Annotated in this window: 12 protein-coding genes; 4 read left to right on the forward strand and 8 right to left on the reverse strand. The window is 61.3% G+C overall.

What is annotated here, in order from left to right:
• Positions 1–105: 105 nt before the first annotated feature.
• Both AACU78_RS07985 and AACU78_RS07990 read right to left on the reverse strand, forming a co-directional pair.
• Complete coding sequence (locus AACU78_RS07985) at positions 106–969, reverse strand: LysR family transcriptional regulator (RefSeq protein WP_106575716.1); 864 nt, start codon at positions 967–969, stop codon at positions 106–108.
• 16 nt (positions 970–985) lie between these two features.
• The gene (locus tag AACU78_RS07990) at positions 986–3286 is read right to left on the reverse strand and encodes a heavy metal translocating P-type ATPase (RefSeq protein ID WP_106575717.1); all 2301 of its coding nucleotides are present in this window, start codon (positions 3284–3286) and stop codon (positions 986–988) included.
• Between the two features lie 85 nt (positions 3287–3371).
• Between AACU78_RS07990 and cadR the strand changes: the two genes are divergently transcribed.
• Positions 3372–3821: a Cd(II)/Pb(II)-responsive transcriptional regulator gene (gene cadR / locus AACU78_RS07995; RefSeq protein ID WP_106575718.1), complete on the forward strand. Its 450-nt coding sequence runs from the start codon at positions 3372–3374 to the stop codon at positions 3819–3821.
• Positions 3822–3957: 136 nt separating this feature from the next.
• Here the strand turns inward: cadR and AACU78_RS08000 are convergent, their stop codons facing one another.
• Positions 3958–4791 (reverse strand): thymidylate synthase, encoded by an 834-nt coding sequence (locus AACU78_RS08000; protein ID WP_106575719.1) that lies wholly within the window; start codon positions 4789–4791, stop codon positions 3958–3960.
• Positions 4792–4845: 54 nt separating this feature from the next.
• Positions 4846–5658 carry a prolipoprotein diacylglyceryl transferase gene (gene lgt / locus AACU78_RS08005; RefSeq protein ID WP_056857664.1) on the reverse strand — a complete coding sequence of 271 codons (813 nt, stop codon included), beginning with the start codon at positions 5656–5658 and terminating at the stop codon, positions 4846–4848.
• Positions 5659–5872: 214 nt separating this feature from the next.
• Between lgt and AACU78_RS08010 the strand changes: the two genes are divergently transcribed.
• Positions 5873–6619 carry an NRDE family protein gene (locus tag AACU78_RS08010; RefSeq protein ID WP_106575720.1) on the forward strand — a complete coding sequence of 249 codons (747 nt, stop codon included), beginning with the start codon at positions 5873–5875 and terminating at the stop codon, positions 6617–6619.
• Positions 6620–6717: 98 nt separating this feature from the next.
• On the opposite strand, the gene ptsP is transcribed toward AACU78_RS08010, so the two are convergent.
• Both ptsP and AACU78_RS08020 read right to left on the reverse strand, forming a co-directional pair.
• Positions 6718–8997, reverse strand: coding sequence for a phosphoenolpyruvate--protein phosphotransferase (gene ptsP / locus AACU78_RS08015; protein WP_056857662.1), 2280 nt, complete (start codon positions 8995–8997; stop codon positions 6718–6720).
• Between the two features lie 22 nt (positions 8998–9019).
• Positions 9020–9499 carry an RNA pyrophosphohydrolase gene (locus AACU78_RS08020; RefSeq protein WP_003176750.1) on the reverse strand — a complete coding sequence of 160 codons (480 nt, stop codon included), beginning with the start codon at positions 9497–9499 and terminating at the stop codon, positions 9020–9022.
• A gap of 143 nt (positions 9500–9642) precedes the next feature.
• On the opposite strand from AACU78_RS08020, the gene AACU78_RS08025 reads away from it, so the two are divergent.
• A complete protein-coding gene (locus AACU78_RS08025; protein ID WP_106575721.1) occupies positions 9643–10299 on the forward strand; it encodes an HAD family hydrolase in 657 nt (218 codons plus the stop codon).
• Positions 10300–10408: 109 nt separating this feature from the next.
• On the opposite strand, the gene AACU78_RS08030 is transcribed toward AACU78_RS08025, so the two are convergent.
• Both AACU78_RS08030 and ilvA read right to left on the reverse strand, forming a co-directional pair.
• On the reverse strand, positions 10409–10822 hold the full coding sequence (locus AACU78_RS08030) for a DUF2269 family protein (RefSeq protein WP_106575722.1): 414 nt from the start codon (positions 10820–10822) through the stop codon (positions 10409–10411).
• Between the two features lie 40 nt (positions 10823–10862).
• Positions 10863–12377, reverse strand: a complete 1515-nt coding sequence (gene ilvA / locus AACU78_RS08035; protein ID WP_106575723.1) for a threonine ammonia-lyase, biosynthetic — start codon at positions 12375–12377, stop codon at positions 10863–10865.
• Between the two features lie 137 nt (positions 12378–12514).
• Between ilvA and rpiA the strand changes: the two genes are divergently transcribed.
• Positions 12515–13186 carry a ribose-5-phosphate isomerase RpiA gene (gene rpiA, locus AACU78_RS08040; protein WP_005792336.1) on the forward strand — a complete coding sequence of 224 codons (672 nt, stop codon included), beginning with the start codon at positions 12515–12517 and terminating at the stop codon, positions 13184–13186.
• Positions 13187–13404: the final 218 nt, after the last annotated feature.

Raw genomic sequence — 13404 nt, forward strand, 5'->3', positions numbered from 1 at the left:
CTGACGCCATCGCGGACAAGCCCGCTCCCACATTTTGATTTGTGAACGCATTCAAAGGTGGGAGCTGGCTTGCCTGCGATGGCGATTGCAATGCCACAGCAAATCTCAGAGTGGCGACATTTCCTGCGCCAACCCAAGAAACGCAGCCGGCAGACGCGCCGACTTTCGTTCCTTGAGGCAGTACAAATACTCCGGAATCTGCGGCGCGTTCTCGATGGTCAGCACGCGCAACTGCGGGTCATGAGGCACTTCCTGACGAGCGATGATGCTGATGCCGATATTGCGCAGCACCGCCTCGCGAATCGACTCACGGCTGCCAATCTCCAGCAGCGGCCCGTAACTCACGCCGGCGCCCTGCAGCATTTCTTCGGTCAGCCGCCGCGTGGTGGAGCCTGCCTCACGCATCAGCAAGGTATGCCCGGCCAACGCATTGAGCGGCACGTGATCGAGCTTGGCCAAGGGATGGTTGCGGTGCACCGCCAACACCAAAGGATCGGTGCCGAGCACGCGGCGAATCAAGCGGGGGTCTTCCAGCAGTTGGGAGGACGCGGCGACATCGACGCGGTAATCGTCCAGCGCTTCGAGCACCTGCTGGGAGTTGCCGATTTCCACCGACACTTCCACTTGCGGCAGGCGTTCGCGAAAGGCTTTGACCAAGTCGAGGATGTAATACGGCGCCGTTGCGGCAATCCGTAACGTGCCCTGGACCTGTCCGTTGTTGCGCAGGAAGAACTCGATGTCGGCTTCCTGCTGCAACAGCGCCTTGACCATCGGCAGCAGGCGCGCGCCGTCGTCGCTGACGGTGAGGCGGCGCCCGCCACGGTAGAACAGCTCAACGCCGTATTGGCTTTCCAGGTTGCGAATCTGGGTAGTCACCGTGGGCTGGCTCAGCCCGAGTTTTTTCGCCGCCTGGGTAATGCTGCCCAGGCGGGCGACCATAAAAAACGCCTTCAACTCGGCACTCAGCACACCACCCTCACATCAATTATTTGCGCAACAGGCGCAGGCCATTGAACACCACCAGCAGGCTTACGCCCATGTCGGCGAACACCGCCATCCACATGGTCGCCATGCCGAGGAAGGTGACTGCAAGGAAGATCGCCTTGATCACCAGCGCCAGGGCGATGTTCTGCTTGAGGATACTCGACGTTTGCCGGGAGAGCCGAATGAAAGCCGGGATCTTGCGCAAATCATCGTCCATCAAGGCCACGTCGGCGGTCTCGATCGCGGTGTCGGTACCGGCGGCGGCCATGGCAAAACCGATTTCGGCGCGGGCCAGCGCCGGGGCATCGTTGATGCCGTCGCCGACCATGCCCACGCGGTGGCCTTGGCCGTAGAGGGTCTCGATGGCTTGCAGTTTGTCGGTGGGCAACAGGTCGCCCTGGGCCTGGTCGATACCAACCTGGGCCGCAATCGCCTGGGCGGTGTGGGTGTTGTCGCCCGTGAGCATCAGGGTCTTGATGCCCAGGTCGTGCAGTTGCTGGATGGCTTCGCGGCTGCTGTCCTTGACCGTGTCGGCCACGGCGAACAACGCCAGCGGCCCGGACTTGTCGAGCAGCAACACCACGGACTTGCCTTGTTTCTCCAGCGCGAAGAGCTTTTCTTCAAGCTCGGGTGAACACAGGCCAAGGTCTTCCACCAGGCGGTGGTTACCCAAGTGATAGGTTTCACCGTTGATATCGCCGCGCACACCACGCCCGGCCAGGGCCTCGAAGTTATCCACAACGTGGCTCTGCAGGTTTTTATCCACAGCCGCATTGGCGATGGCCAGCGACACCGGGTGGTCGGAGCGCCCGGCCAGGCTGGCAGCCAGGGCCGGCGCACTGTCTTCGATATTGGGAAACAGCGCCAGGTAATCGGTTTGCACCGGTTTGCCGTGGGTGATCGTGCCGGTTTTGTCGAGGGCCAGGTAGTCGAGCTTGTAACCGCCTTCCAGGTACACACCGCCTTTGATCAGGATGCCTTTACGCGCGGCCGCGGCCAGGCCGCTGACGATGGTCACCGGGGTGGAGATCACCAACGCGCAGGGGCACGCGACGACCAGCAGCACCAGGGCGCGGTAGATCCAGTCGAACCACACGCCCGCCATGAACAGCGGCGGGATAATCGCCACACCCAGGGCAAACAAGAACACCGCCGGGGTGTAAACCTTGGCGAAGGTGTCGACAAAGCGCTGGGTCGGCGCCCGAGCGCCTTGGGCCTGTTCCACGGCGTGAATGATGCGCGCCAGCGTTGAGTTGTTCGCCGCTGCGCTGACTTTGTATTCCAGCGAACCGGCCTGGTTGATGGTGCCGGCGAAGACTTTATCGCCCACGCCCTTTTCAATCGGCAGGCTTTCACCCGTGATCGGCGCTTGGTCGATGGTGGATTGGCCGGCGGTGACTTCACCGTCCAGGCCGATGCGCTCGCCGGGCTTAACCCGCACGATGGCGCCAAGCTCGATGCTTTTGACTTCTTGTTCGATCCACCCGCCGTCGGCTTGCTGCACCGTGGCTTGTTCCGGGGTCATCTGCATCAGGCCACTGATGGCATTGCGCGCTCGGTCCAGGGACTTGGCTTCGATCAGCTCGGCGACGGTAAACAGGAACATCACCATCGCTGCTTCCGGCCATTGGCCGATCAGGATCGCGCCGGTGACTGCGATGCTCATCAGCGCGTTGATGTTCAGATTGAGGTTCTTGAGCGCGATCCAGCCTTTTTTGTAGGTGGTGAGACCGCCGCTGAGGATCGACACCAACGCCACCAGTGCAATCACCCACGTCGGGGCTACGCCGGTGAAATGCAGCACTTCAGCGCCCAGCGCACCGACGCCGGACAGCGCCAACGGCCACCAGTGTTTCTTGGCCGGCGGCGCGGCGGCGGGGGCGCCTTCTTCGATGGGGTCGGCCTGCATGCCGATGGATTTGATCGCATCGATGATCGGCGCAGTGCTCGGCAGGTCATGGGTGACGCCGAGGATACGGTTGATCAGGTTGAATTCCAGCCGCTGCACGCCGGCGAGCTTGCCCAGTTTGTTCTGGATCAGCGTCTGCTCGGTGGGGCAGTCCATGGCGTCGATGCGAAAAGTGCTCAAGCGCGAGCCCGCAGTCGGCGCTTCGCTCAACGTGACCACGGCAGGCGCTGCCTTGCTGGAGCAGCACGTGTCGCCGTGGCTGGCGTGGTCGTGCTTTTTGACCGGCGTCAGTTTGGCGCCGTGATCGTGGCTATGGTCATGGTCATGGTCATGGTCATGGTCATGATCGTGCTTGTGATCATGCTTTTTGGGGGTGTGGATGGAATCGCTCATTCTGTCGCGTCCGTAAAGGTGCCTGTTGCCAAGTAAAGACCCTGTAGCCACTATAGGGTCAAGCACCCAGTTGGAGATTGCTGCGATGAAGATCGGTGAATTGGCCAAACTGACCGACTGTCAGGTGGAAACCATCCGTTATTACGAGAAGGAAGGCCTGCTGCTGCCACCTGCGCGCACTGACGCCAACTACCGGGTGTACACCCAGGCGCACACCGAGCGGCTGATCTTTATCCGCAACTGCCGCAGCCTCGACATGACCCTCGAAGAAATCCGCAGCCTGCTCGGGCTGCGCGACAGTCCTCAGGACCAATGCGAAAGCGTGAATGCGTTGATTGATGAGCATATCCACCACGTGAAAGCGCGGATCGATGGACTGCTGGCGTTACAGGAACAGTTGCTGGACCTGCGCCAACGCTGCGGCGGTGGGCCGGGATTGGATCAATGCGCGATTTTGCAGCGACTGGAGGTCAGCGGCAGTGTGGCGGCCAGCGAGGCTGAGCCTTCGCACGTGGGCAGAAGCCACGGCCATTAACTCAAGTGAACAGGGTTCTAATGTGTGGGAGGGGGCTTGCCCCCGATGGCAGTCTGTCAGTCACTAACCGGGTGACTGAACCACTGCTATCGGGGGCAAGCCCCCTCCCACACAAGCCCATCCATTAAGACAGTCTTTAGATGGCCACGTCAGCCTTGATGCTTGGGTCCGCGTCGTAGCCGACGATTTCAAAGTCTTCGAACTTGTAGTCGTAGATCGACGCCGGTTTGCGCTTGATCACCAGCTCCGGCAGCTTCTTCGGCGTGCGCGCCAGCTGGGTGCGGATTTGTTCCATGTGGTTGCTGTACGCGTGGGTGTCGCCAGTGGTGACGATGATCTCGTGCGGGATCAGGTCGCATTGCTGGGCCAGCATGTGGGTCAGCAACGCCAGCGCGGCGGTGTTGTATGGCAGGCCGAGGAAGACGTCGGAGCTGCGGATGTACAACTGCATCGACAGATGGCCGTCATGCACAAACGCCTGGTACAGCAGGTGGCACGGCGGCAGCGCTTGCTTGCCGTTGCGCGCGTTTTCCTGCGGGCTCTTGGTTTCGTCCGGCAGGTATTCGACGTTCCAGCCGTGGAACAGGATGCGACGGCTGTTGGGGTTGTTCTTCAGCGTGTCGACCATGTAGTCGATCTGGTTGATCTTGCCGCCGTCCTTGGTCGGCCAGGCGGTCCACTGCTCGCCGTACACCGGGCCCAGGTCACCGTCTTCGGTGGCCCACTCGTCCCAGATTTTCACGCCGTTTTCGTTCAGCCACTTGATGTTGGTGTTGCCACTCAACATCCAGATCAATTCATTGGCGATGCTTTTGAAGTGAAGCTTCTTGGTGGTCAGCAGCGGGAAGCCGTCGGCCAAGTTATGCCGATACTGACGGGCAAACACGGCTTTGGTGCCGGTGCCGGTGCGATCGCCCTTGGTCAATCCATTGGTCACGACGTCGTTCAGTAGTTCGAGATATTGCTTCATGTAAGTACCCGTAGCGTAGAAGCCGAGGCTCTGCAAAAGCCTCGGCATTCGAATTTAAAGCGCGGCGTTCTTGATGCCCTGCGGACGGTTGTAAGCCCACCACAGCAGGCCCAGGCCCGCCAGAATCATCGGCATGCTGAGAATCTGCCCCATGGTCAACCAGCCCCACGCCAGGTAGCCCAGCTGTGCGTCCGGCACGCGCACGAACTCGACGATAAAGCGGAAGATCCCGTAGAACAGCGCGAACATCCCCGACACGGCCATGGTTGGGCGTGGCTTGCGCGAGAAGATGTACAGAATCAGGAACAGTGCCACACCTTCCAGGGCGAACTGGTAGAGCTGCGACGGATGGCGCGGCAACTGCGCCGGGTCGCTGAATGGCGGGAACACCATGGCCCACGGCACGTCGGTCGGCTTGCCCCACAACTCGGCGTTGATGAAGTTACCGATACGCCCGGCACCCAGGCCAATCGGCACGAACGGCGCGACGAAGTCCATCAGCTGGAAGAACGACTTGCCGTTACGGCGGCCGAACCACCACGCGGCGATCATCACGCCGACAAAGCCGCCGTGGAACGCCATGCCGCCCTTCCACACCTCAAAAATCAGCGTCGGGTTGGCGATATAGGCTGGCAGGTCGTAAAACAGCACATACCCCAGACGCCCGCCGACGATTACGCCCATCGACATCCAGAACACCATGTCGGAGAGCTTCTCCTTGGTCCAGGTCGGGTCGAAACGGTTCAGGCGCCGGGAAGCCAGCAGCCAGGCACCGCCGATGCCGATCAGGTACATCAACCCGTACCAGTGGATTTGCAGCGGACCGATGGCCACGGCCACCGGGTTGATCTGCGGGTAAGGCAGCATTGCGACTCCTCGTTAAATCATTAGTCATGGCGCACCGGACCATGCCGGTGTGCGATTAAGCCTGCGTTACAGCCGCTATTTCAAATTAAGAAGTTCACACGCGCCCAATAGCCCCGCATGTTAACGGATGGAAGGCGTGCGGCCCAACCTCGATACGATGGAACGCCCGCGTTTGTCTGGGTAGAGTGGAGCAAAACACAAAGGGGAACGCCTTATGTGCCTGATTGTTTTCGCCTGGCGACCGGGCCACGCCCATCCGCTGATCGTCGCGGCCAACCGTGATGAGTTCTACGCCCGCCCCAGCCTGCCGCTGGCCCAGTGGCCGGATGCGCCGCACATTTACGCCGGCCGCGACCAGGAAGCCGGTGGCACCTGGCTTGGGGTCAGCGCCGAAGGGCGCTTTGCGGCCCTGACCAATATCCGCGACCCGCACCAGCCGCCGTCGCGTAAGTCGCGCGGGGAACTGGTGGCGCGATTCCTCGCCGGTTCGCTGTCAATTGACGACTACTTGGCCGACGTTAACGGCCGTTCGATTGAATACGCCGGATTCAACCTGTTAGTGGGTACGCAGAATGAGCTGTGGCATTACAACGCCAATGAGACTACGCCGACACAACTGAAGGCCGGGGTTTATGGGTTGTCCAACGCCGGGCTGGATACGCCATGGCCAAAGCTGCTCAAGGCCAAGGCGGCATTTGGCGAATTATTGGAAAATCCGCAGCCGCAGGCTTTGCTGGACATACTGAGCGACCCGCAGACCGCGCCGTTTGCCGACTTGCCGGACACCGGCGTGGGGTTGGCGACCGAGAGTTTATTGTCGAGTGTGTTTATTGCCAGTCCCAGTTATGGGACCCGGGCGAGTACGGCGTTGATTGTGAATGCGGATGGGTCACGGCGGATGGTGGAGCGTAGCTTCGGGCCGCTGGGTGGCCGACTGGGTGAAGTCGAACTCAACATTTAGCGGTGACTGGACTGGCACCATCGCAGGCAAGCCAGCTCCCACAGTTGGAATACATTCCCCTGTGGGAGCTGGCTTGCCTGCGATGGCCGCGCCTCGGTCTAGAGGGTTTTCGCCGAGGCCGGGTTGATCATCCGCGTCAGCCCCAGGTTCTTCAGCGCCAACTGCAGCGAGCTGTGGATAACTTGCGGGTTGTCGATGGTCATCAGCTCGGCCAGCAAATCCTTGGCCATGCTCAGCTCAACCTGGCGCAGCATCCACTTCACCTTCGGCAAGTTGGTGGCGTTCATCGACAGGCTGTCAAAGCCCATCGCCATCAACAGCACCGCTGCGGCCGGGTCGCCGGCCATTTCACCGCAGATGCTCACCGGTTTGCCTTCGGCATGGGCGTCGCGCACCACATGTTGCAAGGCTTGCAACACCGCCGGATGCAGGTAGTCGTAGAGGTCGGCCACCCGTGGGTTGTTGCGGTCCACGGCCAGCAAGTACTGGGTCAAGTCGTTGGAGCCGACCGAAAGGAAGTCCACCTGCCGCGCCAGCTCTTTAGCCTGGTACACCGCCGCTGGAATTTCGATCATCACGCCAATCGGCGGCATCGGCACGTCGGCACCTTCGTCGCGCACTTCGCCCCAGGCGCGGTGAATCAAATGCAGAGCCTCTTCCAGCTCATGGGTGCCGGAGATCATCGGCAACAGGATGCGCAGGTTGTTCAGGCCTTCGCTGGCCTTGAGCATGGCACGGGTCTGCACGAGGAAAATTTCAGGATGGTCGAGGGTCACGCGAATGCCGCGCCAGCCAAGGAAGGGGTTGTCTTCCTTGATCGGGAAGTAAGACAGTGACTTATCGCCGCCGATGTCCAGGCTGCGCATCGTCACCGGCAACGGGTGGAAGGCAGACAGTTGCTCGCGATAAATCGCCAGCTGCTCCTTCTCGCTCGGGAACCGTTGGTTGATCATGAACGGCACTTCGGTGCGGTACAGCCCTACCCCTTCGGCGCCGCGCTGTTGCGCGCGGGCCACATCGGCGAGCAGGCCGGTGTTGACCAGCAGCGGCACGCGGTGGCCGTCTAGGGTCACGCACGGCAGTTCGCGCAGCGAATCGAGGCCCAGCGCCAGTTGTTTCTCTTCCTCCACCACTTCGGCGTATTGCTTGCGCAACAGCTCGCTGGGGTTGGTAAAAACTTCGCCGCGATGCCCATCGACGATCATGTCGATGCCGTCAACCTTGGAATACGGAAGGTCTACCAGGCCCATGACCGTCGGGATACCCATGGCCCGGGCCAGGATCGCGACGTGGGAGTTCCCCGAACCCAGAACCGAGACCAGGCCCACCAGTTTGCCTTCCGGCACTTCGCCGAGCATGGTGGCGGTCAGCTCTTCACTGATCAGGATGGTGTTGTCGGGGTAGACCAGGTTGGTGGTGCGGTCTTCCTGCAGGTAGGCCAGCAGACGGCGACCAAGGTCACGCACATCCGAGGCACGCTCGCGCAGGTAGGCGTCGTCCATCAACTCGAAACGGTTGACGTGATCGGTGACCACTTGGCGCAGCGCGCCCTGGGCCCACTGGCCGGTCTTGATCACGGTTTTGACTTCATTACCCAGCGACGCGTCGTCGAGCATCATCTGGTACACGTCGAACAGCGCGCGCTCTTCGGGGCGCAGTTGCGTGGCCAGCTTGGTCGACAGGTTGCGCATGTCGGCGCGCACGCCTTCCAGGGCGGTCTTGAACAGTTTGATTTCGGCGTCGATGTCGTGGACAGTCTTGTCCGGCACCACATCGAGGTCGGCCGGTGGCAGCATGACCACCGCCGTACCGACGGCAGCCCCCGGCGAACCCGGCACGCCGACGAACTTGGCTTCCTGGATGCCCTTGCCCTGACGGCCCAGGCCGCGAATCGAGCCCGTCGCCTCGGCGTGGGCAATAACCCCGGCGAGCTGCGCGCTCATCGTCACGAGGAAGGCTTCTTCACCTTCGTCGAACTGGCGGCGTTCTTTTTGCTGGATGACCAACACGCCGACAACGCGGCGGTGGTGAATGATCGGTGCGCCGAGGAACGAGGCGTAGCGCTCTTCGCCGGTTTCGGCAAAGTAGCGGTAACGCGGGTGATCGGCCGCGTTTTCAAGGTTCAGGGGTTCTTCACGCGTCCCCACCAGGCCCACCAGACCTTCATTGGGCGCCATGCTGACCTTGCCGATGGAGCGCTTGTTCAGGCCCTCGGTGGCCATCAGCACAAAACGGTTGGTCTCGGGGTCCAGCAGGTAAACCGAGCAGACCTGGCTGCCCATGGCTTCCTTGACGCGCAACACAATAATCCCCAACGCCGCCTTGAGATCCTTGGCGGAGTTAACTTCCTGGACGATCTTGCGCAGCGTATTGAGCATGGCTCGGGGTCGAACTCCGTCGTCAGTCGCGCGCTAAAAGGCGCGGGGCAAGCTCTTTGAGAGCGCGACGATAAACCTCGCGCTTGAATGTCACCACCTGGCCCAACGGGTACCAATAACTGACCCAACGCCAGCCATCGAACTCCGGTTTACCGGTCAAATCCATCCGCACCCGCTGCTCGTTGGAGATCAGGCGCAGGAGAAACCATTTCTGCTTCTGGCCGATGCACAGCGGTTGGCTGTGGGTACGCACCAGGCGTTGCGGCAAACGATAGCGCAACCAGCCACGGGTACAGGCCAGAATTTGCACATCTTCGCGCTCAAGGCCGACTTCTTCATTCAACTCACGGTACAAGGCGTCTTCAGGGGTTTCGTCGGGGTTGATTCCGCCTTGAGGAAACTGCCAGGCATCTTGGTTGATTCGGCGAGCCCATAGCACCTGTCCGGCATCATTCGTAAGAATAATCCCGACATTAGGACGGAAACCATCGGGGTCGATCACGGCAACAACCTCGCAAACGCATGTCACCGCATTGTTCCACAAACGTTGTTCCAGCGGCAACGAGGCTTCTTACCTTATGTGCACTCTTGTGAAAAGACCGTATTCTGGACGCCTTTTTACAGACTTTTCAGCGAGTAACTGCAATGCGCCTGGCTTTATTCGACTTGGACAACACGCTTCTGGGCGGTGACAGCGATCACGCCTGGGGCGATTACCTCTGCGAACGCGGGATTCTCGACGCGGTGGCCTACAAGGCCCGCAACGACGAGTTTTACCAGGACTACCTGGCCGGCACGCTGGATAACGCCGAGTACCTGAACTTCTGCCTGGAAATCCTCGGCCGCACCGAGATGGCCCAGTTGAACGAGTGGCACAACGACTACATGCGCGACTGCATCGAGCCGATCATGCTGCCCAAGGCCATGGAACTGCTGGCCAGGCACCGCGCTGCGGGCGACAAGCTGGTGATCATCACCGCCACCAACCGCTTCGTCACCGCGCCGATTGCCGCACGCCTGGGCGTTGAAACCCTGATCGCCACTGAGTGCGAGATGGAAAATGGCCGCTACACCGGGCGCAGCACCGACGTGCCGTGCTTCCGAGAAGGCAAGGTGACGCGTTTGAATCGTTGGCTGGAAGAGACCGGCTATAGCTTGGAAGACAGCTACTTCTATAGCGACTCGATGAATGATCTGCCGTTGCTGGAGCAAGTGACCCACCCGGTGGCGGTGGACCCGGATCCGAATTTGCGGGCTGAGGCCCAGAAGCGTGGCTGGCCGGTAATCACGCTGCGTAGCTGATGGCCCTATCGGGGCAAGCCCCCTCCCACCTTTAACCGAGTAGATCCTTTGGAACGCGGTCGAGTGTGGGAGGGGGCTTGCCCCGATGCAGCCGACGCGATTTAAAGCCTTAAACCGGCTTGGCGCCCATCAACCCGGCAATCGCCACAAACCCCACCAGGCTGACCACCGCCAGCACCAACGTGAAATTCAGGCTACCGCCCTCGCCTTTACGCAGGCGATTAAGCCGCGCCACCAGCCAGAACCAGGCCAGCGCCGCCACGGTGTAGAGGATGCTGGAGCCCAGAATCCAGGTTTGCCCCAGCGGCCAGCCGATCAGGTGCACCAGCCACCAGCCGGTAAACGGCATGCTGACCATGCACACCCCCATCAGCAACCACACAAACGCCCACGGACGTTGCACGGTAGCGGTCGGACCGGCGCTGCGTTTGCGCCAGGCCAGTACCGCCAGGCCCAGGCCGCTGAGCAGCAGTAACACAGTGGCGGTGATGTGGATCACCTTGAGGGTGGTCAGCGTTTCCATGGTCTTGATTCCTTGAAGGCCGCTCAGTCAGCGTAGTCGCTTAACCGAGGAACAGCTGGTAGGCCGGGTTTTCGCTTTCATCCCAGTACGGGTAGCCGATTTGCGCCAACGCCGCCGGCACCAGATGGCGCTCGTCCGCCGGCACTTGCAGGCCTGCGACCACACGGCCATCGGCCGCGCCGTGGTTGCGGTAGTGGAACATCGAGATGTTCCAGCGCCCGCCCAGTTTGTTAAGAAAGTTGAACAGCGCGCCCGGACGCTCCGGGAACTCGAAACGCAACACCAGCTCATCGCTGACTTTGGCTGCGTGCCCGCCGACCATGTGGCGGATATGCAACTTGGCCAGCTCGTTCTCGGTCAGGTCCAGCACCGGGAAACCCTGACTGGTGAGGCTGGCGATCAGCGCGCTGCGCGGGTCGTTTTCCGGGTGCGTCTGCACGCCGACGAAGATGTGCGCCTCGCGGCCGGAGTGATAACGGTAGTTGAATTCGGTGATCTGGCGCTTGCCCACAGCCTCGCAGAACGCCTTGAAGCTGCCCGGCTGCTCGGGAATGGTCACGGCGATGATGGCTTCGCGGCCTTCACCCAACTCGGCGCGCTCGGCCACGTGGCGCAGGCGGTCGAAGTTGACGTTGGCGCCGGAGTCGATGGCCACGAGGGTTTGACCGGTGATGCCCCGCGTTTCCACGTATTTCTTGATACCCGCCACGCCAAGTGCGCCAGCAGGCTCGGTGATGGAGCGCGTGTCGTCGTAGATGTCCTTGATCGCCGCGCAGATTTCATCGGTGCTGACGGTGATCACTTCGTCCACATAGTCTTTGCAGATATCGAAGGTGTGCTGGCCGATCTGCGCCACCGCCACGCCATCGGCGAAGATGCCGACGGTTGGCAGCACCACACGCTCGCCCGCCGCCATGGCGGCCTGCAGGCAGTTGGAGTCATCCGGTTCGACACCGATGATCTTGATTTCAGGGCGCAGGTATTTCACGTACGCCGCGATACCGGCGATCAGTCCGCCGCCGCCCACCGGTACGAAAATCGCGTCCAGCGGCCCAGGGTGCTGACGCAGAATCTCCATCGCCACGGTGCCCTGCCCGGCAATGGTGTGCGGATCATCGTAGGGGTGAATGTAAACGTAGCCTTTTTCGTCGACCAGTTTCAGCGAATACGCCAGCGCTTCCGGGAAAGAATCACCGTGCAGCACCACTTTGCCGCCACGCGAACGCACGCCTTCCACTTTGATTTCCGGGGTGGTCTTGGGCATCACGATGGTGGCCTTGACCCCCAGCACCTTCGCCGCCAGGGCCAGGCCCTGGGCGTGGTTGCCGGCAGACGCGGTGACCACGCCGCGCGCACGTTCCTCGCTGCTCAGTTGGGTCAGCTTGTTGTAGGCGCCGCGAATCTTGAACGAGAACACCGGCTGCAAGTCTTCACGCTTGAGCCAGACCGTGTTGCCCAGCCGCTCGGAGAGCTGGCGCGCGGTCTGCAAGGGGGTTTCTACGGCAACGTCGTAAACGCGCGAGGTGAGGATCTTTTTGACGTACTGTTCAAGCATCGGCGGGAATCACTGAGCAGGTTGGGCAGGGCCAAGGAGTCTAACCCGGCTTTTGGCCGGGCGACCACACGAATACCGAGGTTTTGTTGGGTTATACTCGCCGCCCTCGATAACTCCCCGCCCGTTCCGGAGCCCGCATGACCCAGGATCAACTCAAACAGGCAGTGGCCCAGGCCGCCGTCGATTTAATCCTTCCTAAACTCGACGACAAGAGCATCGTCGGTGTCGGCACCGGCTCCACCGCCAACTGCTTTATCGATGCACTGGCCCAGCACAAAGGTGCCTTTGACGGCGCCGTGGCCAGTTCCGAAGCCACCGCCGCACGCCTCAAGGGCCATGGCATTCCGGTGTACGAGCTCAACACCGTGAGCGACCTGGAGTTCTACGTCGACGGCGCCGATGAAAGCGACGAACACCTGAACCTGATCAAAGGCGGTGGCGCAGCCTTGACCCGCGAGAAGATCGTCGCGGCCGTGGCCAAGACCTTTATCTGCATCGCCGACGCCAGCAAGCTGGTGCCGGTACTCGGCGCGTTCCCACTGCCAGTGGAAGTCATCCCGATGGCCCGCAGCCACGTAGCCCGCGAGCTGGTGAAGCTGGGCGGCGACCCGGTGTACCGCGAAGGCGTGTTGACCGACAACGGCAACATCATCATTGATGTGTTCAACATGCAGATCACCAACCCGGTGGAGCTGGAGACGCAGATCAATGCGATCGTCGGCGTGGTGACCAATGGGTTGTTCGCCGCGCGTCCGGCTGATGTGTTGCTGCTGGGCACCTCTGAAGGCGTGAAAACCCTGAAGGCTTAAAAACTGCGAATCCCCCTGTGGGAGCCGGGTTTGTGTGGGAGCGGGCTTGCTCGCGAATGCGGTGTGTCAGTCGCTGGATCAGTGGCCTGACACACCGTCTTCGCGAGCAAGCCCGCTCCCACATTTGCGATGGGCTGGCCTCGATAGTTATGTAACAAAAACGCTACTTTTCGCTGCATCCCCTCGCCAACATCGTGCTCCACCTCGCGGCATGTCAC

The sequence above is a fragment of the Pseudomonas sp. R9.37 genome (assembly GCF_963878885.1).
Lineage (GTDB): Bacteria > Pseudomonadota > Gammaproteobacteria > Pseudomonadales > Pseudomonadaceae > Aquipseudomonas.

What these genes read in the sequence shown, in the direction of transcription:
- AACU78_RS07990 (WP_106575717.1), bottom strand. Translation starts at nt 3,286, where the DNA reads ATGAGCGATTCCATCCACACCCCCAAAAAGCATGATCACAAGCACGAT.
- cadR (WP_106575718.1), top strand. Translation starts at nt 3,372, where the DNA reads ATGAAGATCGGTGAATTGGCCAAACTGACCGACTGTCAGGTGGAAACC.
- AACU78_RS08000 (WP_106575719.1), bottom strand. Translation starts at nt 4,791, where the DNA reads ATGAAGCAATATCTCGAACTACTGAACGACGTCGTGACCAATGGATTG.
- lgt (WP_056857664.1), bottom strand. Translation starts at nt 5,658, where the DNA reads ATGCTGCCTTACCCGCAGATCAACCCGGTGGCCGTGGCCATCGGTCCG.
- AACU78_RS08010 (WP_106575720.1), top strand. Translation starts at nt 5,873, where the DNA reads ATGTGCCTGATTGTTTTCGCCTGGCGACCGGGCCACGCCCATCCGCTG.
- ptsP (WP_056857662.1), bottom strand. Translation starts at nt 8,997, where the DNA reads ATGCTCAATACGCTGCGCAAGATCGTCCAGGAAGTTAACTCCGCCAAG.
- AACU78_RS08025 (WP_106575721.1), top strand. Translation starts at nt 9,643, where the DNA reads ATGCGCCTGGCTTTATTCGACTTGGACAACACGCTTCTGGGCGGTGAC.
- AACU78_RS08030 (WP_106575722.1), bottom strand. Translation starts at nt 10,822, where the DNA reads ATGGAAACGCTGACCACCCTCAAGGTGATCCACATCACCGCCACTGTG.
- ilvA (WP_106575723.1), bottom strand. Translation starts at nt 12,377, where the DNA reads ATGCTTGAACAGTACGTCAAAAAGATCCTCACCTCGCGCGTTTACGAC.
- rpiA (WP_005792336.1), top strand. Translation starts at nt 12,515, where the DNA reads ATGACCCAGGATCAACTCAAACAGGCAGTGGCCCAGGCCGCCGTCGAT.